The following is a 23,689-nucleotide window of genomic DNA, read 5'->3' as shown; positions in this document are numbered from 1 at the left end:
TCTGGTGGTGTCTGTTAGCCTTTGCGCTGCGGTGCGCCACTGGCCATATCCGTGCCCATGTAGGGCTTCTCGGCGGTCTTCCATGCGCCGAAGCCGCCGCCCATGTGTGCAACTGGGGTCATGCCGGCGTCCAGCGCTGCGCGAGCAACCTTTTCGCTGCGCATGCCAGAGCCGCAATGGAATACGATGCGTTTGCCGTCTTGGGTCGGCAGTTTCTGGGCATCAAAGAAGGCCATCGGCATCAGCAAAGCGCCTTCGACATGTTCAAACATGTATTCCTGCGGGGTCCGTACATCGATCAAAACGATTTCGTTCTTGTCGAACGCGGCTTGCACCTCGTCTACAGTCCACGTTTCGAGCATGCCGTTTACAGTGTTTTCGGTTTGCATGGTCAGTCCTTGCTTAAAAGTAGTTCGCTGGAATTTTGAAGTATTGGCGCCCGTCATCTTCGGGCGGCAGCAGGCGGCCTCCGCGCAGGTTGACTTGCAGAGCGTACATCATCTGGCTCGGCAAGCTGAGCGATGCGTCGCGTTCATCGCGCACCTTCCGGTACTCGGCTTCGGTGACGCCGCCGCTCAGGTGCTTGTTGTTGGCTTTGTGCTCAGCAACCGTCGCTTCCCATGCGGGGTCTTCGCGATCGCCCACGGGCGGGTAGTCATGGCCGATATAAAGGCGCGTGTTGTCTGGCAGCGACAGAATGGCCTGGAGCGAGTCCCACAGGTCTTTGGACGATCCACCGGGGAAGTCTGCACGGCTTGTCCCGCTGTCAGGGTACATGAAGGTGTCATGCACAAAGGCCGCATCGCCCACGATATACGTGATGGACCCCAGCGTATGGCCGGGGGACAGCATGACGCGGACATCCAGATTACCGATCTTGAAGGTGTCGCCATCTGCAAACAGATGGTCAAAGTCCCGCTCGGGCTCAAAGGCATCGGGTAGGTTGTAATACTCGGCCCACAGCTTTGCGATATCTCGGGTTTTCTCGCCGATCGCTGTTTGCACGCCTGTCTGCTCTTTGAGCCAGGCAGAGGCCATTAGGTGGTCGGCGTGTGGGTGTGTATCAAGGATCCACTCCAGCGTCAGGCCGTTCGCTTCGATATAGTCTAGTGCGGTCTGTGCGCTGCTGGTCGAAGTGCGGGCATGGGCGGGGTCGAAATCCAGAACCGTGTCAATCACGGCGCATTTCTTGGTCGCTTCGTCGATACAGATATATTGGACCGAGCCCGTGACCTTTTCGTAAAAGCCGACAACCTTGGGGCTGTTCGGGCCGTTCGACGGACTCTCGCGCGTAAACATGGGAACCTCCTGACATGTGTCTTATGCATTCGGATAATGGAATGCATTTAACAACCAAGAGGTTCCCAATAATTTTTTAGCCGCCGGCTTTGATGATCGCGTCAGCGAGCAGAGGCACGGTGGTTTGGTTCAGGCCCGCGATGTTGATGCGCGAGTCGCCAACCATGTAGATGCCGAAGTCAGCTTTGATCTTCTCGACGATCTCGGGCGACAGGCCCAGACGCGAGAACATGCCGCGGTGACGGGCAATGAAGTCAAAGCGGTCAGAGTTCGACAGACGCTTCAGTTCATTGGCCAGCTGCTCGCGCAGACCCAGCATCGACAGACGGACTTCTTCCAGTTCTGTCTGCCATTCGGTGCGCAGGGCATCGTCGGTCAGAACCATGGTCACCAGACGCGCGCCGTGATCGGGCGGGAAGCTGAAGTTCTGGCGGTTCAGGAAGGCCAGCGTGCCCTGGGTCACAGGAGTCTGAGCCGCATTTTCCGAGATCGCCATCAGGCAGCCGGTGCGCTCGCGGTACACACCGAAGTTCTTGGAGCACGAGGCCGCGATGATGGTTTCGGGGCAGCTTTTGGCAACCAGGCGGGTGGCTGCTGCGTCTTCTTCCAGACCGTCACCAAAGCCCTGATAGGCGATGTCGATCATGGGAACGGCGCCAACTTCGTTCAGTTTGTCCACGACTGTCTGGAACTGGTCCAGAGTCAGGTTCGCACCGGTCGGGTTGTGGCAGCAGCCGTGCAGCAGAACAACGTCGCCCTTTTGCAGCTGGTTCAGGTCTTCCATCATGCCGTCAAAGTTCACGCCGCCCGACTCCTCGTCGAAGTAGCGGTAGGTGACGGTGGGCATCTCGATGAACTTCAGGATGCTCAGGTGGTTCGGCCAAGTGGGGTCCGACACGAAAACGCGGGCGTCGGGGTTCGCAAGACGGATCGCCTCAAAGCCTTGACGAACTGCGCCGGTGCCGCCGGGGGTCGCAACAGCCGCGATACGATCGCGAGCCACAACGCCATCCAGAACCAGATTGATCATCGCATCCGAGAATGCGGGATCGCCAGCCAGACCGGTGTAGCTCTTGGTTGTCTCAACCTCCCACAGTTGTTTCTCGGCGGTCTTGATTGCGCGCATCACGGGGGTGACGCCCTCGGCGTTTTTGTAAACGCCGACGCCAAGGTCGATCTTCTGGTCGCGAGGATCCTCGCGGTACGCTGCCATCAGCGCCAGAATTTTATCTGCGGGTTGGGGTTTGAGGTTGGAAAACATTATGCCTCTCCGGTGGCAATAGGAAGGGTGGGGAATGCGCCCCATTCGGCCCAGGAGCCGTCGTACAGGGCATGATCGGTCTTGCCCATGTGCTCCATCGCGAGGTTCAGGACGGCTGCGGTCACACCCGAACCGCAGCTGGTGATGACAGGCTTGCTTAGGTCAACGCCTGCCTGTTCGAAGACGGATTTCAGCGCGTCCGGCGACTTCATGGTGCCGTCAGCGTTTTGCACGTCCTTGAAAAAGACGTTCCGCGAATTGGGGATGTGGCCAGCGCGCAGGCCGGGACGGGGTTCTTCGACCTCGCCGCGGAAACGGTCGGCGGCGCGGGCATCCACGATAACCCAATCGCCAAGCTTCGCGGCCGAAGATACCTCGGTCACGTCTTTGACCATCTGGTTCTGACGGGTCACGGTCATGTGGCGATCGCGCAGGATCGGGGGCAAGTCTTCGGTTTCGCGGCCTTCGGCGACCCACTTGGGCAGACCGCCGTCCAGAACAGCAACGTCCATCTTGCCCATCAGGCGGAACAGCCACCACACGCGCGCGGCAGAAAACAGGCCCATGCCGTCATAAACTACGACCTGATGGCCGTCGCCTACGCCCATCGCCCGCAGGCGGGACATGAACTTTTCCACGGGCGGCGCCATGTGCGGCAGGTCCGAGCGCTGGTCGCTGATTTCGTCGATGTCAAAGAAGCGGGCGTTCGGGATGTGGCAGGCTTCGTACTCTGCCTTGGGGTCGCGGCCCATGTTGGGCAGGTACCAAGAAGCATCGATAATGCGCAAATCAGGGTCACGCAGGTGCGCAGCCAGCCACTCGGTCGAGACAATCACTTTGGGGTTGTCCATACCTCACCCTCCCTCAGAAGACAGCGATCCTAGAAAATACGGTGTTCTGTAACGCGCAACAGGGGTCTGCTGCAAGCATGGACGGTGGTGTGGGGGGGCGAAAAGGCCCCGTTTTTCCACAGTTTCGCGTGATACGAGGTATCACCCGTTCTGTTTCAGCAGACGGCTCTTCTGGCGATTCCAGTCGCGTTTCGCCTCTGTGGCGCGTTTGTCGACGTTCTTCTTACCCTTGGCGATGCCGATCTTGAGCTTCGCAATGCCGCGGTGGTTGAAGTACATCACCAACGGAACAAGGGTCATGCCCTTGCGCTGGGTCAGGTTCCACAGGTCGGCCATTTCCTTGCGCGAGACCAGCAATTTGCGGCGGCGACGTTCTTCGTGCCCCCAAGTCTTTGCCTGCTCGTAGGGGGCGACATAGCTGTTGATCAACCACAACTCGCCATCTTCGACGCTGGCATAGCTTTCGGCGATGTTGGAGCCGCCTTGGCGCAGGGATTTCACCTCGGACCCATACAGTTGGATGCCGCACTCTATGTCATTCTCGATGGCATAGTCGTAGCGGGCACGCCGGTTTTCGGCGATGACTTTGTAGTTCGGGTCAGATTTGGTTTGTTTATTGGCCATGGTCGCGTTGTGTTACAGGGGTCTTGAGGGGCTGTCCACTCTTGGGAATGGGCATATGGGGCCTAACGCGCGAAATCCAAGAAGCGTTGCATGGCCGCGTTCCCCGCTGTAGGCCAAATTCCATGACGCGCTTGATCCTGTTCAACAAACCCTATGACGTTCTGACCCAATTCACCGATCGCGGAAATGCGGACGGCCCAAGGGCAACGCTGTCCGACTACATCTGCGTGCCGGGGGTGTATCCCGCGGGCCGTCTGGATCGAGATAGCGAAGGGCTGCTCTTGCTGACCAACAACGGCAAGCTGCAGGCGCGGATCAGCAATCCCAAGAACAAGATGCCCAAGACTTATTGGGCCCAGGTCGAAGGCATCCCTGATGCCGCCGCCATCGCTGCCCTGCGCAAAGGGGTTGAGTTGAAGGATGGCCTGACCCGCCCCGCGCAATGCGAGCTGATCGATGAACCCGAAGACCTGTGGGAACGTACTCCGCCGATTCGTGTGCGCAAATCCGTGCCCGATAGCTGGATCGCGCTGACGATCACCGAAGGCAAAAACCGACAGGTCAGACGAATGACAGCCGCAGTGGGGCATCCCACACTGCGGCTGATCAGGGCAAAAGTCGGTGAATGGTCACTGGACGGCCTCGCGCCGGGTGAGTGGCGCGAGGCTGTGGCCCAGAAACGTTAGATCAGTTCGGCGTGTGCCATCGCCATGTCGATCTTGGCGCGGGTTTCACCGCTGATCGGCAGCAGGGGCAGGCGGACTTCTTCGTCACACAGGCCCAGACGCGACATCGCGTATTTCGCGCCCGAAACGCCCGGCTCGATAAAGATCGCTTCGTGTAGCGGCATCAGTTTGTCCTGATAGGCCAACGCCTTGGCGAAATCGCCTGCCAGAGTGGCTTCTTGGAATTCTGCGCAGAGCTTCGGTGCAACGTTCGCGGTGACCGAGATCGCGCCAACGCCGCCATGTGCGTTAAAGCCCAGAGCGGTCGCATCCTCGCCTGACAGCTGACAGAAGTCTGCGCCGCAGGACGCACGCTGCTTGCTGACGCGGCTGATGTCGCCGGTTGCGTCTTTGACACCAATGATGCGCGGCAACTTGGCCAGTTCACCCATGGTCGCGGGGGTCATGTCGATGACCGAACGGCCGGGGATATTGTAGATCACGATCGGCAGCGCGCAGGCTTCGTGCAGCGCGGTGAAGTGCGCGATCATGCCCGCTTGGGTCGGCTTGTTGTAGTAGGGGGTCACAACCAGAACCGCGTCCGCGCCCACCGATTCGGCGTGCTGGACCAGACGAATGCCTTCGCGGGTGTTGTTGCTGCCTGCGCCTGCGATCACAGGGATGCGGCCAGCGGCGGCTTTGACCACCTCTTCGATGACGGTTTCGTGCTCTTCGTGGCTCAGGGTCGGGCTCTCGCCGGTGGTTCCGACGGGCACCAGACCGTGGCTGCCCTGATCAACGTGCCAGTCGACAAGTTTCTTCAAGGTCTCCAGATCCAGCTCGCCGTTCTTGAACGGCGTGACTAGGGCAGGAATAGAACCTTTGAACATGACACGCTCCTTTAGAATAATCGTGCGGACCCACTGCGGGCTGCATCTGTGCAGCGCCCCATACCAAGGCGGCGTGGCCTTGCCAAGTTTGTGAATTGCGAACCAGCCGATCACTGATAGGATTATACGAAAAATTGGCTGAGCAGCATGACCCAAACCTTGAAACGCTGGTGGACCGGCGCCGCTTTTTGCGCGGCACTGATCCCAACTGTTGCGCTGGCGGACCTGCGCCCGCCACACACTATGGACCTTGCTTTGGATGCGGTCCGCGCCAAAGACTGGTCGAGTGCACTGACCCTTGCCCAAAAAGACGGACAGGTCGGGACGGACATCGTTCTGTGGCACTACTTGCGCTCTGGTGAGGGCAACGCGGATCTGGTGCTGGACTTTCTGGGGCGCCGATCCGATTGGCCGGGCATTCCCCTGCTGAAAAAGCGCACGGAAGAGATCATTTCTGATCAGGCTGATGCTGCGCAAACCTTGCAGTTTTTTCAATCACATACGCCCGATACAGGGATGGGTGCGCTCGCCTACGCGGCTGCTCTGACCGCGTCTGGGGATAGCGCGTCGGCGGATGCCGTGCTGGTGCGTGCTTGGCTCACGCTGGATATGGATGCAGAGGCGCATGAGGCATTTCTAGAGCGGTATGCAGAGCTCTTGGGGCAATATCACACGGCACGGATGAACATGCTTCTGTGGGCGGGCGCCTACCCCGAAGCAGGCCGGATGATGGCGCTGGTGTCCGAGGATTGGCGCGCTCTCGCGGCGGCGCGGATCGCGCTGCAGACGGACAAAGGGGACGTGGATGCCCTGATTGCAGCAGTGCCCAACCGGTTAGGTGGAGATGCCGGTTTGAGTCACGATCGTTTCAAATGGCGATTCGATAAGAATTACACCGACAGTGCCCGCGACCTGTTGCTCGAGCGGTCAGAGCGAGTCGAACTGCTGGGGCAGCCTGAAAACTGGGCCTATCTGCGCCGCGTTCTTGTGCGCCGCGAATTGCGCGAGGGGACTCCCTCCGTCGCGTATCGGCTCGCAGCCAGCCACCATCTGACTGGTGGCTCGAATTGGGCGGATCTGGAGTGGCTCGCGGGGTATATCGCTCTGCGCTACCTGCAGGATCCCGCCAAGGCACTCGAGCACTTCAAAGCGCTAGCTATGAATGTCGATAGCCCGATTTCCAAGGGACGGGCAGGTTACTGGATTGGCCGCGCCTACGAGGCGCTGGGGGATATGACTGCCGCGCAGCTCGCTTTCGAAACGGCGGGCACACAGCAAACGAGTTTCTACGGATTGTTGGCGGCGGAGCGCGCGGGTTTGCCGTTTGATGAAGCTTTGGCCGGTGGTCCGATTGATCCTAACTGGACCAGCTCGGCCTTTGTTGGCTCGTCTCTATTCGAGGCAGCGAGTGTTTTGATCGCGGCGAACGAGCGGTCTTTGGCCGAGCGGTTCGTGATTCAGATGGCCGAGACACTGTCCGAGCAGGAGCTGGTCGCTCTTGGGGATGCGATGCTCACAATGAACGAGCCCCATCTGGCTGTGATGGCGGGCAAAGAGGCAGCGTCGCGCGGGATCGTGCTGCCGCGGGCCTATTATGCGCTGCACCCGATAGCGAAGCGATCGCTGGATATCTCACCCGAGTGGGCGTTGGCGATTGCACGGCGCGAGAGCGAGTTTGATCCTTGGGTGGTCAGCCCTGTGGGCGCGCGCGGTTTGATGCAGTTGATGCCGCGCACTGCACAGGCCATGGCAGAGGTCAAAGGCGTGCCCTTCCGCGAGCGCGCGCTGCTGTCCGAGCCTAATTATAACGCGACGCTGGGGGCTGCTTATTTGGCAAAGCTGTCACGGGAATTCGGCAATAATCCGATGTTCATGGCGGCGGGCTATAACGCAGGCCCAAGTCGTCCGGCTCGGTGGATCGAGCAATTCGGGGACCCCCGAACCGGTGCTATCGATGTGGTGGACTGGGTAGAGATGATCCCCTTCAACGAGACGCGGAACTACGTGATGCGCGTGACCGAGAGCTTGCCGATCTATCGCGCGCGGTTGGGCAAAGAGCCTTTGCCGATCCCGTTCAGTCAGGAACTGGCGCAATAGTTGGAAAAAGGAGAGCGGCCTGAGGGCCGCTCACGTGATTTTCTGGTATCGGTATTTAGAGAAAAAAGAAGCGTTTTTAGCTCTCTTGCGCTTTTTGTTGCGCCCGCCAGAGCGTGAAGAGTCCTGCGCAGAGGATGATTGCGACGCCGATAGCGACGTTCAGGCGGATGGTTTCGCCGAACACCAGAATGCCGAGCGTCGAGGCAAAGACGAGTTGCAGGTAGGCAAAGGGCTGGACCGAGCTTGCTTCGGCGACCTCGTAGACTTTGATCAGAGTATAGTGGCCTGCTGCCCCTGTTAGGCAAAGCGTGATCATCCAGCCCCAATCTGGCGCCGTCATCGGCTCCCAGAACCAGATGCCGATCGCGGTCATTGCAACCGCGCCAGTCGTGCCAGTCCAGAAAAAGCTGGTCGCAGAACTGTCTTTGCGCGCGACATAGCGGGTCAGCAGACCATACAGCGCGAACATCAAGGCAGCGGCCAGAGGGATGAGAGCGTAAGGAGAGAAAACGCCGAAGCCGGGCTCTAGAATGATGAGAACGCCGATAAACCCGATGGCGATGGCCAACCAGCGGCGCCATCCGACGGATTCTCCTAATACGGGGCCAGAGAGAGCCGCGACCAGAAGGGGATAGGTTGCAAAGACCGCGTGGCTTTCGACAAGACCAAGGTAGACGAAGCCGGTCACCATGACGCAGATTTCGAACGCGAGGAGAAGACCGCGGAAGCCTTGAACCAGAGGCTGGCTCGTTGCGGCAGCGGCCCGCAGGCCGCCCGCTTTGCGTGTCGCGATCGTGATCACGAAGGCGGCAAAGAACCAGTAGCGGATCATAACGACCATGAAGACGCTGTAGTTTTCCGCTAAGTGGCGCGACAGGCCATCCTGCACCGCAAAGATAAAGGTGGTCAGGACCATCAGTGCGATCCCGAGGCGGGTGTTTTGCTGTGTCATTTGGCCTCTGGGATGTGGGCGACGGTCATGTGCCGTTTGCGGCCGTACCCGGGGATACGTTCGACGGTAAAGCCTGCTTCGGTCAGGTTGCGGCGGACAAAGCCTGCGGCAGTGTAGGTGGCTGCGGTTCCGCCAGCTGCAGTGTGTTGCGCGACTGCGGTCATCAGTGATGCTTCCCACAGTTCCGGGTTTTTGGCGGGCGAGAACCCGTCAAGAAACCACGCATCTGCTGCCCCGTCCCACGTCGGCAGGGTTTCACGGGCATCGCCTTGGACCATCGTAAACGACAGATCGGCGGTCTCGAACCGAGGCGTACCTAAGTGATCTGAGAGTTCTTCGGCCAAGGGCATGATATCGGGGAATGCAGCCAGCGCCCGCATCATATCGGGCTGGGCCACTGGAAAGGCTTCGAAGGTGGTGAAATGCAGGCGGCCCGTTTGTCCCGACCGCCGCCAGAGGGACAGTGCCATCAGCAGATTCAAACCCGTGCCAAACCCCAGTTCGGCGATATGGAAGTCAGGCCGAAAGCGATCCGGCAGACCGTTGCCTTGCAAGAACACATAGGCTGTCTCGGCCATGCCGTTCTCGATCGAAAAATAGGGATCGTCGAACTGGCGGGACACTGGGATTGTGCCATCGCGCCAATCCAGCTCGGCAGCATTCTGGCTCTGCATGGAAAAATCCTTTAGCGAAGGGGGCAATAGCCGAGAATTGGCGGGAAGTCGGAGTTTTGGCAATGGCCGAAATCACAGTGTACGGGGCGGGGGCCTTTGGTTTGGCGATCGCATGGGAATGCGTGCGGCGCGGGGCCAAAGTGCGGGTCATTGATCCTTTTGGGCCGGGGGCTGGGAGTTCGGGTGGAATTGTAGGGGCGCTCGCGCCGCATACGCCAGAGAACTGGAATGCAAAAAAGGACTTTCAGTTTCGTTCACTGCTTGCTGCGGGAGCGTTTTGGGCAGAGGTCCAAGAGGCAGGTGGCTTGTCTGCCGGCCATGCGCGCGACGGGCGTTTGCAACCGATTGCGGATGACCGTGCCTTGGCATTGGCCAAAGCGCGTGAGGTGTCTGCCGGCGAGTTGTGGGAGGGCGAAGCCGTGTGGCGCGTGATTCCAAGGGCCGAAGCGGGGGACTGGGCGCCAGTGTCTGCGACGGGCTACTTGATCCACGACACATTAAGCGGGCGGATGCATCCGCGGCAGGCCTGCGATGCCCTTGTCGCTGCGATTGAGGCCAAGGGCGGAGAAATCGTGACCGAGGGACCCGAAGAGGGCGCTGTGATCCATGCGACGGGTTGGTGGGGTCTGAAAGCTCTGTCCGAGAAGTACGGCAAGACGGTCGGGAATGGGGTCAAAGGGCAGGCGGCCTTGTTCGATCTGGACCGGAGCGGTCTGCCGCAACTCTACGCAGATAGTTTGCATATCGTACCGCATGCGGATGGGACCGTAGCGGTCGGATCAACCAGCGAGCGGGAGTTTGACGCGCCTGATACCGTGGATGGGCAGCTAGAGGCGGTGATTGAACGCGCTCGGGCCGCTTTGCCCGAGCTAGCAGATGCCTCCGTTTTGGCGCGTTGGGCTGGGGTGCGCCCGCGGGCCAAGAGCCGTGCGCCGATGCTGGGCGCGTTGCCCGATGCGGATGGTCAGTTCATCGCGAATGGCGGGTTCAAGATCGGGTTTGGCATGGCGCCGGGCGTGGCGCGGGTTATGGCAGATCTGGTGTTGGAAGGACGCGATGGCATCCCGCAAGGCTTCCGTGTCGAGGATAATCTCTGAGGTGGCTGTCGCGCCACTGAGTATTTCTTGCAAAAAGATGCCGCACGGTGCGCAGGCAAAGTGAACGGGCTGCGAAAATCTGTGTGGGGCGGTGTTTGAGGGCTTGTCAGGATGCGGAAATCTGGCAATCTCCGGCGTAACGCGGGGCGATGGCGTCGCCCACCAAAACGCGTTTGTTCGTCCTGTACGCCGGGACCTTCTTTTGAGGAAAAGGAGGTCTGAATTGGACCGTCCCGAAAATTACCGCTTTCACAACGGCACCGAAGCCGTTCTTCCCTTTGCAGGTGAAGAGTACGAGGCCCGTCTAACTGGCCTACGCCGGATCATGGCTGATCTGGGGGTCGATGTGGCTGTGTTCACCTCGATGCACTCGATCGCATATTATTCTGGATTTTTGTACTGTGCCTTTGGCCGACCCTACGGGTTGGTCGTCACGCCCGAAACGAGCGTGACTGTCAGTGCAGGGATTGATGCCGGTCAGCCGTGGCGCCGCTGCTATGGCGACAACATCACTTACACCGACTGGCAGCGCGATAACTTCTGGCGCACGATTGCGCAGTTGTCTGGCTCGGGCAAGGCAATTGGCTATGAAGAAGATCACCTGACACTGCAGGGCATGGAGAAACTGAAGGGCTTCTTGTCGCCCGCGTCAGTCGTCCCGATTGCTGCCGCCGTGATGAAGCAGCGGTTCCACAAGTCGCCAGCAGAGATCGCTTTGATACGGCATGGGGCGCAGGTGGCAGACGTGGGTGGCTATGCCATCCGTGATGCGATCAAGGCAGGTGTGCGCGAGATTGATGTCGCAATGGCGGGCCGCGATGCCATGGAGCTGGAGATTGCGAAACGCTTTCCCGATGCCGAGTATCGCGACACTTGGGTCTGGTTCCAATCCGGCATTAACACCGATGGGGCGCATAACCCTGTAACAGGTCGCGTGCTAGAGCGCGGCGACATCCTGTCGCTGAACACGTTCCCTATGATTTCTGGTTACTACACCGCGCTGGAACGGACCTTGTTCGTCCAAGAGGTCGATCCTGCCAGCCTGAAGATATGGGAGGCCAACGTGGCTGCCCACGAATACGGTATGTCTTTGCTAAAGCCGGGCGTGAGCTGCGCTGAGGTCACGCACAAGATTAATGCCTTCTTTGCTGAGAGAGACCTGCTGCAGTACCGGACCTTTGGCTACGGGCACTCTTTCGGGGTTCTGTCGCACTACTATGGACGCGAGGCAGGTTTGGAGTTGCGAGAAGATATCGACACCGTTCTGGAGCCTGGCATGGTGATCAGCATGGAGCCGATGCTGACGATCCCGAACGACCAGCCGGGCGCGGGTGGATATCGCGAGCATGATATCCTGGTCATCAACGAGGATGGCGCGGAAAACATCACCGGCTATCCCTATGGTCCCGAGACCAACGTGGTGGGCTAACCCCACTGGACTTTGGCGCCCCTGACCGTCAGTGTGGCGCCAAAGACATTTCCGGAGGCTCTGACATTGGCCTACATTCGTTGGACGATTACCATTTTATTCTGGGTGCTTGTGGCCGGGTTCCTGCACTACACGCTGCCACAGACGGACATTGTTCGGATCACCGACACCTATGAAAAGCGGCAGGACTTCACCAATGTGAACCAGTACTTCTGGGCCTCGCCAGAGACCGAGCAGCAGGCGCTGTCGGCTTCGCGCGATGTGTTCTTTATTCAGGCCTTCCGCGAGGATGGCGAGCCGATGATCTATCGCAACGAGGATACCGGCTGGGGCTGGCCGCCTTACTTCAAGTTCGACACTGCGAACCTGCAGGCGCGGGCAAGTGACCTGATTTCCAAGAGCAATGAGGCGAACCCTACTTGGGTCGCGATCCGCCACTACGGTTGGCGCAATGAGTTCATCTCGATCTACCCGAACGCCACCAGCCTCAAGGTCGTCGCGGGGCCTGATGTCCGCATCATCCCGTGGACCTCAATCATTATCCTGATCGTTTTGGCTGTGCTGTTCCTAGCAATCTTTGCCCGCTGGCGTCGGTTCAAGGCGCGCCGTTTGGACCCTGTCTTTGACAGCGAAGAAGATCAGATGCAGCCCGTAGACACTTATTCCAACGGCATCGGCGCACGTCTGCGCCGCTGGTGGCGCGGCAAGGGTGATTAAACCGGCAGGGCGGTGGTCTTGAACACCGTCCGCAGGGCAAACGAGCTCTGCATCTGTGCCACGCCGGGTAGGCGGGTCAGGTACTGGCGGTGGATGCGGGCGAAATCCTCGGTGTTTTCGGCAACGACTTTCAGGATGTAGTCCGCTTTGCCCGCCATCAGGTGGCATTCCAGCACTTCAGGAACGCGGCTGACGGCGGTCTCAAAGGCCTCTAGCACGTCGTCGGCCTGTGTCTGCAAGGTGATCTCAACGAATACGGTCGCTGGCACGCCCATTTTGCGTGCGTCCAGAAGGGCGACGTAGTCTTTGATGTAGCCGTCTTCTTCCAGCCTTTGCACGCGGCGGTGACAGGCCGAGGCCGACAGGTGGATCGCATCGGCGAGTTCGGCATTTGAAATGCGCCCGCGGCGTTGCAGGGTATGAAGGATGCGGCGATCTGTCGGGTCGAGGGTCATCTGATCCAGATTCTTGCGTGTAAGTTCAAATCTAACGAAGAAACTGCATCAAAACGGCGTTGCGGTACAGTGAATTCGAACCGATCCGCGCGGGCCCTTTGGTAGAATACCGACGCTGGCAAGGTGGGTTCCGGTTGCAGACCCGTACAAGCCTTGCCGCAGCAAGATGTTCACCGAACTCTGGACGGTCCTCCCGATCGCTCCAAAAGACTAGGGCCGGTTCAATAAACCGGCCCCTTTTCTTCATTTCTTCAGCAGATCGCGAATTTCTGTCAGCAGCTCAATATCCGGCGGTGTGACGGGTTTTTTCTCGGGGACGGGCGCTTCTTCTTCTTTTTGGACGGCGGCCTCTTTGATCCGGTTCACGCCTTTCACCATCATGAACACGGCGAATGCGATAATCAGAAAGTTGATCACAGCCATGACGAAGCGGCCAATCGCAAAGACAGGTGCGCCTGCTTCTTTGGCTGCGTCGATCGAGGCGTAGTCATTACCATCAAGTGCATAGAACCAACCCGAGAAGTCGATGCCGCCAGTGAAAATGGCGATGATCGGGTTCATCAGATCAGCAACAATCGATTGAACAATGCCAGTAAATGCCGCGCCAACGATGATACCGACTGCCATGTCCATCACGTTGCCGCGGGCAATAAAGTCGCGGAATTCTTTAAACATCTCACACGTTCCTTCTTGGGGCTATGCTAGCCCGTGTGACTGGGTAACGAATCCATTGTGCCAGATGTTTCAACAAAAATCACTTTCACGTTCGATCGGGCGTGAAATTGAGGATGTGATCCGGTGCTGTTAGGTCAGGCAAGTTGCGTGGATCCGCGATCGGAGCGCCTACCGCTTGGGTCATCGGGATAATACCGGCCCAGATCGGCAGGTCATAATCGGCGTCATCGTCGACCGGCGGACCCGAGCGGGCCTTGGCGCTGGCTTCTGTGATTTCGAGACCGAGGATAGTGGTGGCCTTGATTTCTTGCGGTTGCATGGGGCGTAGAACCTCGGTCCGGCCGGGCCACAGGTGTTCGACAAAGGCGTCAAGACGCGCGGCCTTCTCCTCCTCGGGCACTTTGAACGCGCGGCCAAACAGGGTCGCAGACCGATAGTTGGCCGAGTGGTGGAACGCGGAGCGCGCCATGACATAGCCGTCAATAATCTGAACGCTTAGGCATACCTCGGTATCAGCTGCCTTGCGGAGCATGCGGCTGGCTGAGCTGCCGTGCCAGTATACATGCTTACCTTCGCGCCAGTGGAAGGTGGGCGTGACATAGGGTTTGCCATCAATAGTGTACCCAACGCTGCATTGGGCCGTTGCGTCTAAAATGTCGTAGATGGACTGCGGGTCGTAGCTGCCGCGCTGGTGCTCACGGCGCAGGCGGGTGCGATCTGTCGGGGTCATAGGTCTATTCCTGTCTTGTTGCTCGACGAGTAGCGCGATATTGGACCTACCGAAATGACCAATAAATCCGCACGTAGCATATCCAATTTTCAGGCCGCCCTGTTTGCGTTGTCTCTGGACCGCGAGGCCACAACGCCTTTGCACGTCCAGTTGGCCGAGGCGCTGCGCGACATGATCCAGCAAGGCAAAGCCGCCCCGGGTGCGCGCCTGCCAGCGAGCCGGATGCTGGCGGCAGAACTGTCGATCTCGCGGATCACGGTGCTGACGGCGGTCGATCAGTTGATTGCAGAGGGGTATCTGGAAACGCGGCGCGGTGCGGGAACTTATGTGGTAGATGATCTGCCTGACATGCCCGCGTTGCCGCCGGAGCAGTTGAAGACGCCGCCTGCACCGCCGCCGCCGCCCTTGCGACCGTTCCAGCCTGCTTTGCCGGATCTAGAGAGCTTCCCCCATGTCGAGTGGGCACGGCACCTAGAGCGAACATGGCGCTATCCCCACCCTGCGCTGACGGGAGTGCCGGACCCAATGGGTTGGATGCCCTTGCGCGCACAGATTGCGGCGCATCTGTCCGCTTGGCGTGGTATTCAGGCGCGGCCTGAACAGGTCGTCATTACCTCTGGCGCGACCGAGGGATTTGAATTGATCACGCGCGCTTTCTTGGCGGCAGGTGATCCTGTGGTGATCGAAGACCCGTGCTTTGCCCCCATGCGCGCCGCTCTGATCCGTGCTGGAATGAAGGTTCGAGCCTGCCCTGTTGATGGCGAGGGGCTGGATATCGCAAATGCCCCGACCGAGGGCGCGAAGCTGGCCGTTTTGACCCCGTCTCGGCAGTACCCGACTGGTGCGACCCTGCCTTTGGCAAGGCGCGCGGCGGCGCTGGAGTGGGCCAGCCAGTCAAACGCATGGATCATTGAGGACGACTATGACGGCGAATTCCGGTATCGCGGGCAGCCCTTACCGGCTCTGGCAAGTCTAGATCGGGGAGGGCGCGTGTTCTATCTGGGCAGTTTTTCGAAACTGTTGAGCCCTGCTTTGCGCTTGGGGTATCTGGTGGCGCCGGAACACACTTTGCCGGGTCTGTTCCGCGCGATGGCAGAGACGGGAGCGCGGGCCTCTGTCGTGCCACAGCCCGCTTTGGCAGGGTTCATGGAGAGCGGAGGGTTCTCGACCCACCTGCGTAGGATGCGCCGGACCTATGCCAAACGCCAAGAGGTTCTGCGGAACGCTTTGGCCGGCCACGAAGACTGGATCATTGCCCATGCCGAGGATGCAGGGATGCACCTGTGCTGCACTCTGGGGCCTCGGATGAGGGGCGTGCATGACACGGTGATCGCTGCGGCGGGGGCCAAAGTGGGGCTGACCTTGCGAGCTTTGTCAGCTTACAGCACTCAGCCAGAGCCGCGGCAGGGGCTCGTTTTGGGCTACACCGCCTTTGCGCCAGAGGTTCTGGAAGAGGGGGCAAAGACCTTGATTGCGATGCTGCAAGAACTCGGTCGCTGAAACGAAAACGGCGCCCGAAGGCGCCGCATCATCAAGTGAAAGTATTGTCGCGGGGGAAGCCGCGCGGTGCCATCCGCCCAGCGGTCGCACGTTTGCCGATCCATTCGGCTAGGTCGATTTCTGTGCGCGTGCGACCAGCGGGGTCCTTCCACGACAGTCCGTTTGCCAGTGTAAAGGTGGTGGCATCTGACAGCCCGCCATCCTTGTACTTCTGCAGACGGACACCTTTGCCGCGGGACATTTCGGGCAGCTCTTCGATTGCAAAGACCAGAACCTTGCGGTTCTCTCCGACGACCGCCACGTGGTCGCCATCGACGGTTTTGCAGACCTTGGCGCGGACATCGCCTTTGACGTTCAGAACCTGTTTGCCGCTGCGGGTTTGCGCGACCAGATCATCCTCGGGCGCGATGAAGCCATCACCCGCGCTAGAGGCCAGCAGCAGTTTGCGACCGGGCTTGTGGATGAACAGGTCCACGATCTCCACGTCGTTCGGCAAGTCCACCATCAGACGCAGGGGCTCGCCCATGCCTCGTCCGCCAGGCAGGTTCGCCGCCGAAACAGTGTAGAAGCGGCCATTGGTTCCCAGAACCAACAGGCGATCGGTGGTTTCCGCGTGGAACACGAAACGCCCTTCGTCGCCGTCTTTGAACTTCAGCTTCGAATCCAGCGCCACGTGACCCTTCATCGCGCGGATCCAGCCCATTTTGGAGCAGACGACGGTGATCGGCTCGCGGTCGATCATCATCTCCAGCGGGACTTCTTCGATCTCGGTCGCTTCGGCGAACTGGGTGCGGCGCGCGCCGAGGGCGGTCTTCTTGCCGAATTCCTTGCGCACGTCGCGCAGCTGTTCGGCAATGAGAGCCCACTGCAGTTCGTCACTCCCAAGCAGTTCGACCAGACCTTCGCGTTCGAGACGCAGATCGTCACGCTCTTTGCGAAGCTCCATTTCCTCGAGCTTGCGCAAGCTGCGCAGACGCATGTTGAGGATCGCTTCGACCTGATTTTCGTTCAGGAAGACGCCGCCGCCCCAATCTTCGGCAAGCATGACTGCTTTGGGGTCGTCCTCGGTCCGGATGATCTGGATCACGCGATCAAGGTTGAGGAAGGCAATGATGTAGCCTTCCAAAACTTCCAAACGCTTGTCGATCTGGGCCAGACGGTGACGCGAGCGGCGTTGCAGCACGTCGCGGCGGTGATCCAGAAACGCGCGCAGAACTTCCTTGAGCGAGCAGACCTTGGGCGTCACGCCATCGATCAGCACGTTCATGTTCAGGCTGAACCGGATTTCCAGATCGCTGTTGCGATACATCATGCCCATGAGCATTTCCGGATCGACGTTCTTGGACCGTGGTTCAAGGATCAGGCGGATGTCATCAGCCGACTCGTCACGCACATCAGCCAAGAGCGGAACCTTCTTGGTCTGGATAACTTCGGCGATCTTTTCGATGAGCTTGGACTTGGCGACCTGATAAGGAATTTCGGTAACAACGATCTGCCAAGTGCCGCGCCCCAGATCCTCAACTTCCCATTTGCACCGCAGGCGGAAGGATCCACGGCCAGTCTCGTAAGCCTTGAGGATGTTCTCTTTGGGCTCAACGATGATGCCACCAGTCGGGAAGTCCGGTCCGGGCACATAGTTCAGCAGAGTCTCGTCCCGTACATCCGGCGTCTTGATCAGGTGCAACGATGCAGCGACCAGCTCGTCGATGTTATGGGGCGGAATGTTGGTCGCCATGCCCACCGCGATGCCGCTAGCGCCGTTGGCCAGCAGGTTCGGGAAAGCCGCAGGCAGCACAACAGGTTCCTGCAGTGTGCCATCATAGTTGTCGCGGTAATCGACGGCGTCCTCGTTCAGCCCTTCAAGCAGGGCTTCGGCAGCGGCGGTAAGACGGGCTTCGGTGTATCGGCTGGCCGCCGGGTTGTCCCCGTCGATGTTGCCAAAGTTGCCCTGACCGTCGACCAGCGGGTAGCGGACGTTAAAATCCTGCGCCAGTCGGGCCATCGCGTCATAAATCGCGCCATCCCCGTGGGGGTGGTAGTTGCCCATCACGTCGCCCGAAATCTTGGATGATTTGCGGAAACGTCCGTTCGGGCTGAGCCGCAGTTCCCGCATCGCATACAGGATGCGGCGGTGCACAGGCTTTAGTCCATCACGCGCGTCGGGCAGGGCCCGGTGCATGATAGTGGACAGCGCATATTGCAGGTACCGCGACCCCAGCGCCCGGCGCAAAGGCTCGGTCGAGGAACGGGGCTGCTCTGGTGTTGTGTCGTCGTCGATCTCGCTCATGGCTGATGTAGTACAGCGCCGCCGAGGGGCGGTAAAGCGCGTAGAATTCGGTAGAGGTCAGGAATACGCGAAGTGAATTCGTAAAAATTATCTGCGAGTAAAATGGAACCATTTCCGGTAGTCTGTGTTTAATTTTCGTAATTCATTTAAATCTAGGTAATATGACAATGTGGCGCTTAATCGTCGTGACTTTTGCATTTTTGGCATTTGCTCTTTACGAGTTAAGTGGTGGAAGTAATTTCCAGCCACAGGTGGCCGAAGCCGAAGTGCAGCACCTGACCCCGATGAAGACGGCTCGAGCTGAAACCGTCATTCCGGACCTTCCGGCGATGGGAATTCGTAAGGCGGAGCCTCAGAAACAAGTCGATATCACGCTCGCGAGTATGGAGATTCCGACGCAAACCCCTGCGATGTTGCAGGAAGTGACCGCCGTTGACGCGACCGTGATGCCCGCTGTGGCTGTCGATACCGCTACCACAGAAATGCAGGCCCCCATCGCCGATATTCGTAAGGTGACCGGACGTCGTGTGAATATGCGCCAAGGGCCCGGGACACAGTTCAGTGTTGTATCAAGCTTGGGTGCCGGTGATGAGGTCGAGGTTTTGCAGACGCCTGGAAATGGCTGGCTCAAATTGCAGGTTGTATCTACAGGTCGCATCGGCTGGATGGCGGATTGGCTTGTTAGCGAAGCTGCGCAGTAATTCCGCACATTGATTCCCTCGGTTCGTGCCGTCATGTTGCCGCAAGCTTGCGGAGGTTACATGGCGGCGCGTTCTATTTTAATCACAGGCAGTTCCAGCGGCATCGGTTACGCCGCCGCGCATGATTTAAAGTCGCGAGGATGGCGAGTGTTCGCGTCCTGCCGCAAGCCCGAAGATTGCGAAGGTCTGAAGGCCGAGGGCTTTGACTCTCCCCAACTGGACTATGCTGATCCGACATCGATCCGCAGCGCGCTGGCAGAAGTGCTTGAGGCGACAGGCGGCACATTGGACGCGCTCTATAACAATGGAGCCTTCGCGCTGCCCGGCGCAGTCGAGGATCTACCGCGCGGCGGGCTAGAAGAGTTGTTCCAGACCAATCTCTTTGGACCCCATGACCTGACGCAACTAGTGCTGCCCATCATGCGCAAGCAAGGACACGGGCGGATCGTGAACTGCTCTTCGGTACTTGGGCTGGTCGCGATGCCATGGCGCGGAGCTTATGTCAGCAGCAAGTTCGCGATGGAGGGTCTGACGGATGTGCTGCGTCTGGAGATGCGTGGCACCGGCATTCATGTGATCCTGATAGAGCCCGGTCCGATCACCTCTCGAATCCGGCAGAACGCCATCCCAAACTTCGAAAAATGGATCGACTGGGAAAATTCCCCACGTGCGGATCAGTACCGCAGTCAGTTGCGCAAGCGCCTCTATGAGGACCGAGGCCCCGACAAGTTCGAATTGCCCGCCAGCGCGGTGACCAAGAAGCTGATCCATGCCCTCGAGGCGGAAAACCCGCACCCGCGCTATTTCGTGACCACTCCGACCTATATCGGAAACATCCTTAGGCGTATCTTGCCCACGCGACTTTTGGACAGGGTGACCGCAGGAGGCTGAGGCAAAATGCGTGTTCGCTTTTTGACGCGAACCGCCTATCTGCGTGGAAACATCAAAGGAACCTATTATGGCCAATGATCCACTGTTTTACGTCGTCGCGATCGCGTGCTTGATCGTTCTGGGCATCCTGATGTTCGGCATCGGAAGCTTCGCCAAGGGCGGCGACTTTAACCGCAAGCACGCCAACCGCATCATGCGCTATCGCGTGGCAGCGCAGTTCGTAGCGGTGATTCTGATCGTCGGCTTCGTTTACATCCGTCAGAAATTCGGAGGGCAGTGATGGTTGTTCTGAACAAAATCTACACAAAGACCGGGGATGCGGGCGAAACCGCGCTCGGCAATGGCAGCCGCGTGGCCAAGCATTCGCTGCGTGTGACGGCGTATGGCACCTCGGATGAGCTGAACGCCGTGATCGGTGTCGCGCGTTTGAATGCCGAGGGGATCATGGACGAGCGCCTCATGCGCATCCAGAATGACCTGTTCGATTTGGGCGCAGATCTGTGCCGCCCTGATATGGCCAAGGACGCAGAGTCTGAATACCCGCCGCTGCGAATGGTCGATGCTCAAGTCGCGCGTCTGGAGTCGGAAATCGACGAGATGAACGCTGATCTGGCGCCTTTGCGCAGTTTTGTTCTGCCGGGCGGCAGTGCTCTGGCGGCGCACCTGCACGTATGCCGCACCGTTGCGCGGCGTGCAGAGCGCTTGGCCGTCGAACTGTCCGGCGTCGAAGAGGTGAACCCTGCTGCGGTCAAATATCTGAATCGCCTGAGCGACTGGTTCTTTGTTGCCTCGCGCGCGGCAAACCAGAATGGCGCTGGCGATGTCTTGTGGGTGCCGGGCGCCAATCGGTAGGCGCACCGTGTGCGGCGCGTTCTGAGCTGACGAGTATTTGGACAAATCAGAAAGCGAAAAACTGGGCAGAATCGTCGCATGGGACCATGGGACGACTCGCCATGTTCATTGGGGCGCAGCATAAATCATTCAAAACGCGGCGTCCGATGGCGCTAACGTGACGTTTTTGCTCTGTTTCGGCCCGACCTGAATCGTTATCAAGGCCGAGACGAACGGGATAAGGGCACGGTTGAGTGTCCGTGAACTCAATGGGAGAGACACGCAAATGAAGGTTTTGGTGCCTGTCAAACGCGTGATCGACTACAACGTGAAGGTTCGCGTAAAAGCGGACGGTTCGGGTGTCGATCTCGCCAACGTAAAGATGTCGATGAACCCCTTCGACGAGATTGCCGTCGAAGAGGCCATCCGTCTGAAGGAAGCCGGCAAAGCTGACGAGATCGTTGTTGTCTCGATCGGTGTGAAGCAGAGCCAGGAAACCCTGCGCACAGCTCTGGCGATGGGCGCGGATCGCGCGATCCTCGTGACCGCAGCAGATGATGTCCACACCGACATCGAGCCGCTGGCCGTCGCAAAAATCCTCGCGAAAATCGTCGAGGAAGAAGCACCGGGTCTGGTGATCTGCGGTAAGCAGGCCATCGACAATGACATGAACGCAACTGGCCAGATGCTGTCGGCTCTGCTGGGATGGGGTCAGGCGACCTTTGCATCCGAAGTGGATCTGGACGGCGACGCAGCCAAGGTTACCCGCGAAGTGGATGGCGGTCTGCAGACCATCAGCGTCAAGCTGCCCGCAGTCATCACCGCAGACCTGCGTCTGAACGAGCCGCGCTACGCGTCGCTGCCCAACATCATGAAGGCAAAGAAGAAGCCTTTGGATGAAAAGACAGCCGCAGACTACGGCGTCGATACCGCCCCCCGCCTGACCATCGTGAAAACCGGTGAGCCTGCGGCGCGTGAAGCCGGCATCAAGGTTGGTTCGGTTGACGAGCTGGTGGCGAAACTCAAAGAAGCAGGAGCTGTATAATGGCTGTTCTTCTGATCGCAGAAGTTGCGGGCGGCGCACTGGCCGTTGACGCAACCGCAAAAGCCCTGACCGCCGCCAAGGCGATGGGCGATGTGACCATTCTGGTGGCTGGCGAAGGTGTTGCCGATGCAGGCGCAGCGGCGGCCACTCTGGACGGCGCGGCCAAGGTTCTGGTGGCTGACGACGCGGCCTATGGCCACGATCTGGCTGAAAACCTGGCGGATCTGGTGCTGTCGATGGCTGGCGATTATAGCCACATCGTTGCGCCTTCGACCGCGACCGCGAAGAACGCGATGCCCCGCATTGCCGCGCTTCTGGACGTTATGATCCTGAGCGACGTGAGCGGTGTTGTGGACGCGGACACGTTCGAGCGTCCGATCTACGCGGGCAACGCGATCCAGACCGTGAAATCTGGCGACGCGACCAAAGTCATCACCATCCGGACCTCGACCTTTGACGCAGCAGGTCAAGGCGGTTCGGCAGCGGTCGAGACCATCTCGGGCGCAGGCGACAAGGGCCTGTCCTCTTGGGTCGAAGACAAGCTGGCCGAGAGCGATCGTCCCGAGCTGACCTCGGCTGGCATCGTTGTGTCGGGTGGCCGCGGTGTAGGCTCCGAAGAGAACTTCGCCATGATCGAGAAGCTGGCAGACAAGCTGAACGCCGCTGTTGGCGCCTCGCGCGCCGCCGTGGACTCGGGCTTTGCACCGAACGACTGGCAGGTCGGCCAGACCGGCAAGGTCGTTGCGCCCGAACTCTACGTCGCCGTCGGCATCTCGGGTGCGATCCAGCACCTTGCGGGTATGAAAGACTCCAAGGTCATCGTCGCGATCAACAAAGACGAAGAAGCGCCGATCTTCCAAGTCGCAGACTACGGTCTGGTCGCTGACCTCTTCGAAGCCGTCCCAGAGCTGACTGAAAAGCTCTGATTGCTTCGGCTTTGAGAAACAGATCAAAGGCTCGCCATTTGGCGGGCCTTTTTCCTTGTCTCAAAGCTTTGCCCTGCTTGGCCGCGCAAGAAAAAATCGTGATCGGCATAGTTGCGGTAATGAAAAAATCTATGTGTCGGGCGGGGAGCGAACCGCCCTTGCATGGGCGTCGGGGGCGGTCCATCCTCTGGCGGAAACCACAGGAGACTCTTCTATGGAAGTGAAAAAAATCGGTATTGTCGGTGCAGGCCAAATGGGGAACGGCATCGCCCACGTATGCGCGCTTGCGGGCTACGAGGTGCTGGTGAACGACATTTCCCAGGAAGCGTTGGACCGTGGCATTGCGACCGTGCGCAAGAATCTGGACCGTCAGGTCAGTCGTGAGAAGATCAGCGAAGCTGAACGCGACGAAGCGATGGGCCGAATTGCGACAACTCTTCAGTTGAAGGACTTGGGGCAAACCGATCTGGTGATCGAAGCGGCGACCGAGCGCGAGACCGTGAAGGTTGCAATTTTCGAGGATTTGGTGCCGCATTTGCAGCCGCACACGATCCTGACGTCGAACACCTCTTCGATCTCTATCACTCGATTGGCGAGTCGAACTGACCGCCCTGAGAAGTTCATGGGTTTCCACTTTATGAACCCCGTGCCGATCATGCAGCTGGTCGAATTGATCCGCGGCATCGCGACGGACGAAGAGACCTATAAATCCTGTCTGCAGGTGGTGGACAATCTGGGTAAGACTGCGGCGAGCGCCGAAGATTTCCCAGCGTTCATCGTGAACCGCATCCTGATGCCGATGATCAACGAGGCTGTTTACACCCTTTACGAAGGGGTTGGGAATGTGCGGTCCATCGACGAGTCGATGAAGTTGGGAGCTAACCACCCGATGGGGCCGCTGGAACTGGCGGACTTTATCGGTTTGGACACATGTCTGGCGATCATGAACGTGCTGCACGATGGACTCGCGGATACTAAGTACCGTCCTTGTCCGCTGCTGACCAAGTATGTCGAGGCCGGATGGCTGGGTCGCAAGAGCCAGCGGGGCTTCTATGATTATCGAGGCGAGACGCCCGTCCCGACGCGATGATT

25 protein-coding genes are annotated in these 23,689 nt (G+C 59.2%); 13 read left to right on the top strand and 12 right to left on the bottom strand.

The features are described from left to right. Window positions 1-14 precede the first annotated feature (14 nt). The 5 genes from N4A58_RS05175 to smpB all read right to left on the bottom strand — a co-directional run bounded on the left by N4A58_RS05175 (window position 15) and on the right by smpB (window position 4,035). Window positions 15-389, bottom strand: coding sequence for a rhodanese-like domain-containing protein (locus tag N4A58_RS05175; protein ID WP_293708243.1), 375 nt, complete (start codon window positions 387-389; stop codon window positions 15-17). Between the two features lie 13 nt (window positions 390-402). Next, window positions 403-1,299, bottom strand: coding sequence for an MBL fold metallo-hydrolase (locus tag N4A58_RS05170; protein WP_293708242.1), 897 nt, complete (start codon window positions 1,297-1,299; stop codon window positions 403-405). Between the two features lie 76 nt (window positions 1,300-1,375). Further along, window positions 1,376-2,560, bottom strand: a complete 1,185-nt coding sequence (locus N4A58_RS05165; RefSeq protein ID WP_293708241.1) for an amino acid aminotransferase — start codon at window positions 2,558-2,560, stop codon at window positions 1,376-1,378. Then, window positions 2,560-3,411, bottom strand: coding sequence for a 3-mercaptopyruvate sulfurtransferase (gene sseA / locus N4A58_RS05160; RefSeq protein WP_293708240.1), 852 nt, complete (start codon window positions 3,409-3,411; stop codon window positions 2,560-2,562). The genes N4A58_RS05165 and sseA overlap by 1 nt, the downstream gene beginning before the upstream one ends. A gap of 141 nt (window positions 3,412-3,552) precedes the next feature. Further along, a complete protein-coding gene (gene smpB, locus N4A58_RS05155; RefSeq protein WP_293708239.1) occupies window positions 3,553-4,035 on the bottom strand; it encodes an SsrA-binding protein SmpB in 483 nt (160 codons plus the stop codon). Window positions 4,036-4,157: 122 nt separating this feature from the next. On the opposite strand from smpB, the gene N4A58_RS05150 reads away from it, so the two are divergent. Then, the gene (locus N4A58_RS05150) at window positions 4,158-4,721 is read left to right on the top strand and encodes an rRNA large subunit pseudouridine synthase E (protein WP_293708238.1); all 564 of its coding nucleotides are present in this window, start codon (window positions 4,158-4,160) and stop codon (window positions 4,719-4,721) included. Here the strand turns inward: N4A58_RS05150 and dapA are convergent. After that, window positions 4,718-5,590: a 4-hydroxy-tetrahydrodipicolinate synthase gene (dapA, locus tag N4A58_RS05145; protein WP_293708237.1), complete on the bottom strand. Its 873-nt coding sequence runs from the start codon at window positions 5,588-5,590 to the stop codon at window positions 4,718-4,720. The genes N4A58_RS05150 and dapA overlap by 4 nt on opposite strands. Window positions 5,591-5,737: 147 nt before the next feature. On the opposite strand from dapA, the gene N4A58_RS05140 reads away from it, so the two are divergent. Next, a complete protein-coding gene (locus N4A58_RS05140; RefSeq protein ID WP_293708236.1) occupies window positions 5,738-7,687 on the top strand; it encodes a lytic transglycosylase domain-containing protein in 1,950 nt (649 codons plus the stop codon). Window positions 7,688-7,763: 76 nt separating this feature from the next. On the opposite strand, the gene N4A58_RS05135 is transcribed toward N4A58_RS05140, so the two are convergent. Beyond that, the gene (locus tag N4A58_RS05135) at window positions 7,764-8,639 is read right to left on the bottom strand and encodes a DMT family transporter (RefSeq protein WP_293708235.1); all 876 of its coding nucleotides are present in this window, start codon (window positions 8,637-8,639) and stop codon (window positions 7,764-7,766) included. Beyond that, window positions 8,636-9,313 carry a tRNA (5-methylaminomethyl-2-thiouridine)(34)-methyltransferase MnmD gene (gene mnmD, locus N4A58_RS05130; RefSeq protein ID WP_293708234.1) on the bottom strand — a complete coding sequence of 226 codons (678 nt, stop codon included), beginning with the start codon at window positions 9,311-9,313 and terminating at the stop codon, window positions 8,636-8,638. The genes N4A58_RS05135 and mnmD overlap by 4 nt, the downstream gene beginning before the upstream one ends. Window positions 9,314-9,369: 56 nt before the next feature. Here mnmD and N4A58_RS05125 point away from each other — a divergent pair, with 56 nt between their 5' ends. The 3 genes from N4A58_RS05125 to N4A58_RS05115 all read left to right on the top strand — a co-directional run bounded on the left by N4A58_RS05125 (window position 9,370) and on the right by N4A58_RS05115 (window position 12,556). Continuing rightward, entirely contained in the window at window positions 9,370-10,410 is a 1,041-nt protein-coding gene (locus N4A58_RS05125; RefSeq protein WP_293708233.1) for an FAD-binding oxidoreductase, read from the top strand. A 223-nt stretch (window positions 10,411-10,633) separates the two neighbouring features. Continuing rightward, window positions 10,634-11,839, top strand: coding sequence for a M24 family metallopeptidase (locus N4A58_RS05120; protein ID WP_293708232.1), 1,206 nt, complete (start codon window positions 10,634-10,636; stop codon window positions 11,837-11,839). Between the two features lie 66 nt (window positions 11,840-11,905). Further along, on the top strand, window positions 11,906-12,556 hold the full coding sequence (locus N4A58_RS05115) for a DUF1523 family protein (protein ID WP_293708231.1): 651 nt from the start codon (window positions 11,906-11,908) through the stop codon (window positions 12,554-12,556). On the opposite strand, the gene N4A58_RS05110 is transcribed toward N4A58_RS05115, so the two are convergent. The 3 genes from N4A58_RS05110 to N4A58_RS05100 form a co-directional block, all read right to left on the bottom strand. After that, complete coding sequence (locus N4A58_RS05110; protein WP_072708818.1) at window positions 12,553-13,011, bottom strand: Lrp/AsnC family transcriptional regulator; 459 nt, start codon at window positions 13,009-13,011, stop codon at window positions 12,553-12,555. The genes N4A58_RS05115 and N4A58_RS05110 overlap by 4 nt on opposite strands. Before the next feature lie 243 nt (window positions 13,012-13,254). Then, entirely contained in the window at window positions 13,255-13,686 is a 432-nt protein-coding gene (gene mscL / locus N4A58_RS05105; protein ID WP_072708816.1) for a large conductance mechanosensitive channel protein MscL, read from the bottom strand. Window positions 13,687-13,771: 85 nt separating this feature from the next. Continuing rightward, window positions 13,772-14,416: a pyridoxamine 5'-phosphate oxidase family protein gene (locus N4A58_RS05100; RefSeq protein WP_293708230.1), complete on the bottom strand. Its 645-nt coding sequence runs from the start codon at window positions 14,414-14,416 to the stop codon at window positions 13,772-13,774. 54 nt (window positions 14,417-14,470) lie between these two features. On the opposite strand from N4A58_RS05100, the gene N4A58_RS05095 reads away from it, so the two are divergent. Beyond that, on the top strand, window positions 14,471-15,916 hold the full coding sequence (locus tag N4A58_RS05095; RefSeq protein ID WP_293708229.1) for a PLP-dependent aminotransferase family protein: 1,446 nt from the start codon (window positions 14,471-14,473) through the stop codon (window positions 15,914-15,916). A 31-nt stretch (window positions 15,917-15,947) separates the two neighbouring features. On the opposite strand, the gene parC is transcribed toward N4A58_RS05095, so the two are convergent. Further along, on the bottom strand, window positions 15,948-18,203 hold the full coding sequence (parC, locus tag N4A58_RS05090) for a DNA topoisomerase IV subunit A (RefSeq protein WP_293708228.1): 2,256 nt from the start codon (window positions 18,201-18,203) through the stop codon (window positions 15,948-15,950). Window positions 18,204-18,370: 167 nt separating this feature from the next. Here parC and N4A58_RS05085 point away from each other — a divergent pair, with 167 nt between their 5' ends. The 7 genes from N4A58_RS05085 (at window position 18,371) to N4A58_RS05055 (ending at window position 23,687) form a co-directional block, all read left to right on the top strand. Next, window positions 18,371-18,904: an SH3 domain-containing protein gene (locus tag N4A58_RS05085; protein WP_293708227.1), complete on the top strand. Its 534-nt coding sequence runs from the start codon at window positions 18,371-18,373 to the stop codon at window positions 18,902-18,904. Window positions 18,905-18,964: 60 nt separating this feature from the next. Continuing rightward, complete coding sequence (locus N4A58_RS05080; RefSeq protein WP_293708226.1) at window positions 18,965-19,795, top strand: SDR family NAD(P)-dependent oxidoreductase; 831 nt, start codon at window positions 18,965-18,967, stop codon at window positions 19,793-19,795. Window positions 19,796-19,862: 67 nt separating this feature from the next. Continuing rightward, window positions 19,863-20,075 (top strand): twin transmembrane helix small protein, encoded by a 213-nt coding sequence (locus tag N4A58_RS05075; RefSeq protein WP_072708804.1) that lies wholly within the window; start codon window positions 19,863-19,865, stop codon window positions 20,073-20,075. Then, on the top strand, window positions 20,075-20,647 hold the full coding sequence (locus N4A58_RS05070; protein ID WP_293708225.1) for a cob(I)yrinic acid a,c-diamide adenosyltransferase: 573 nt from the start codon (window positions 20,075-20,077) through the stop codon (window positions 20,645-20,647). The genes N4A58_RS05075 and N4A58_RS05070 overlap by 1 nt, the downstream gene beginning before the upstream one ends. 265 nt (window positions 20,648-20,912) lie before the next feature. Continuing rightward, window positions 20,913-21,671 (top strand): electron transfer flavoprotein subunit beta/FixA family protein, encoded by a 759-nt coding sequence (locus N4A58_RS05065; RefSeq protein ID WP_293708224.1) that lies wholly within the window; start codon window positions 20,913-20,915, stop codon window positions 21,669-21,671. Continuing rightward, window positions 21,671-22,597 (top strand): FAD-binding protein, encoded by a 927-nt coding sequence (locus tag N4A58_RS05060; RefSeq protein ID WP_293708223.1) that lies wholly within the window; start codon window positions 21,671-21,673, stop codon window positions 22,595-22,597. Before N4A58_RS05065 ends, N4A58_RS05060 begins: the two co-directional genes overlap by 1 nt. A 214-nt stretch (window positions 22,598-22,811) precedes the next feature. Beyond that, window positions 22,812-23,687: a 3-hydroxybutyryl-CoA dehydrogenase gene (locus N4A58_RS05055; RefSeq protein ID WP_293708222.1), complete on the top strand. Its 876-nt coding sequence runs from the start codon at window positions 22,812-22,814 to the stop codon at window positions 23,685-23,687. Window positions 23,688-23,689 lie beyond the last annotated feature (2 nt).

It is taken from the genome of Donghicola sp. (assembly GCF_025210255.1).
Classification (GTDB): domain Bacteria; phylum Pseudomonadota; class Alphaproteobacteria; order Rhodobacterales; family Rhodobacteraceae; genus Donghicola; species Donghicola eburneus.
This window is presented reverse-complemented; position numbering and strand designations above follow the sequence as displayed.

Excerpts from the sequence above, each read along its gene's own strand:
- N4A58_RS05100 (WP_293708230.1), bottom strand. The coding sequence starts at position 14,416 with ATGACCCCGACAGATCGCACCCGCCTGCGCCGTGAGCACCAGCGCGGC.
- dapA (WP_293708237.1), bottom strand. The coding sequence starts at position 5,590 with ATGTTCAAAGGTTCTATTCCTGCCCTAGTCACGCCGTTCAAGAACGGC.
- N4A58_RS05070 (WP_293708225.1), top strand. The coding sequence starts at position 20,075 with ATGGTTGTTCTGAACAAAATCTACACAAAGACCGGGGATGCGGGCGAA.
- sseA (WP_293708240.1), bottom strand. The coding sequence starts at position 3,411 with ATGGACAACCCCAAAGTGATTGTCTCGACCGAGTGGCTGGCTGCGCAC.
- N4A58_RS05175 (WP_293708243.1), bottom strand. The coding sequence starts at position 389 with ATGCAAACCGAAAACACTGTAAACGGCATGCTCGAAACGTGGACTGTA.
- N4A58_RS05080 (WP_293708226.1), top strand. The coding sequence starts at position 18,965 with ATGGCGGCGCGTTCTATTTTAATCACAGGCAGTTCCAGCGGCATCGGT.
- parC (WP_293708228.1), bottom strand. The coding sequence starts at position 18,203 with ATGAGCGAGATCGACGACGACACAACACCAGAGCAGCCCCGTTCCTCG.
- N4A58_RS05170 (WP_293708242.1), bottom strand. The coding sequence starts at position 1,299 with ATGTTTACGCGCGAGAGTCCGTCGAACGGCCCGAACAGCCCCAAGGTT.
- mnmD (WP_293708234.1), bottom strand. The coding sequence starts at position 9,313 with ATGCAGAGCCAGAATGCTGCCGAGCTGGATTGGCGCGATGGCACAATC.
- N4A58_RS05055 (WP_293708222.1), top strand. The coding sequence starts at position 22,812 with ATGGAAGTGAAAAAAATCGGTATTGTCGGTGCAGGCCAAATGGGGAAC.
- N4A58_RS05065 (WP_293708224.1), top strand. The coding sequence starts at position 20,913 with ATGAAGGTTTTGGTGCCTGTCAAACGCGTGATCGACTACAACGTGAAG.
- N4A58_RS05095 (WP_293708229.1), top strand. The coding sequence starts at position 14,471 with ATGACCAATAAATCCGCACGTAGCATATCCAATTTTCAGGCCGCCCTG.
- N4A58_RS05110 (WP_072708818.1), bottom strand. The coding sequence starts at position 13,011 with ATGACCCTCGACCCGACAGATCGCCGCATCCTTCATACCCTGCAACGC.
- N4A58_RS05165 (WP_293708241.1), bottom strand. The coding sequence starts at position 2,560 with ATGTTTTCCAACCTCAAACCCCAACCCGCAGATAAAATTCTGGCGCTG.
- mscL (WP_072708816.1), bottom strand. The coding sequence starts at position 13,686 with ATGTTTAAAGAATTCCGCGACTTTATTGCCCGCGGCAACGTGATGGAC.
- N4A58_RS05060 (WP_293708223.1), top strand. The coding sequence starts at position 21,671 with ATGGCTGTTCTTCTGATCGCAGAAGTTGCGGGCGGCGCACTGGCCGTT.
- smpB (WP_293708239.1), bottom strand. The coding sequence starts at position 4,035 with ATGGCCAATAAACAAACCAAATCTGACCCGAACTACAAAGTCATCGCC.
- N4A58_RS05150 (WP_293708238.1), top strand. The coding sequence starts at position 4,158 with ATGACGCGCTTGATCCTGTTCAACAAACCCTATGACGTTCTGACCCAA.
- N4A58_RS05085 (WP_293708227.1), top strand. The coding sequence starts at position 18,371 with ATGTGGCGCTTAATCGTCGTGACTTTTGCATTTTTGGCATTTGCTCTT.
- N4A58_RS05075 (WP_072708804.1), top strand. The coding sequence starts at position 19,863 with ATGGCCAATGATCCACTGTTTTACGTCGTCGCGATCGCGTGCTTGATC.
- N4A58_RS05135 (WP_293708235.1), bottom strand. The coding sequence starts at position 8,639 with ATGACACAGCAAAACACCCGCCTCGGGATCGCACTGATGGTCCTGACC.
- N4A58_RS05140 (WP_293708236.1), top strand. The coding sequence starts at position 5,738 with ATGACCCAAACCTTGAAACGCTGGTGGACCGGCGCCGCTTTTTGCGCG.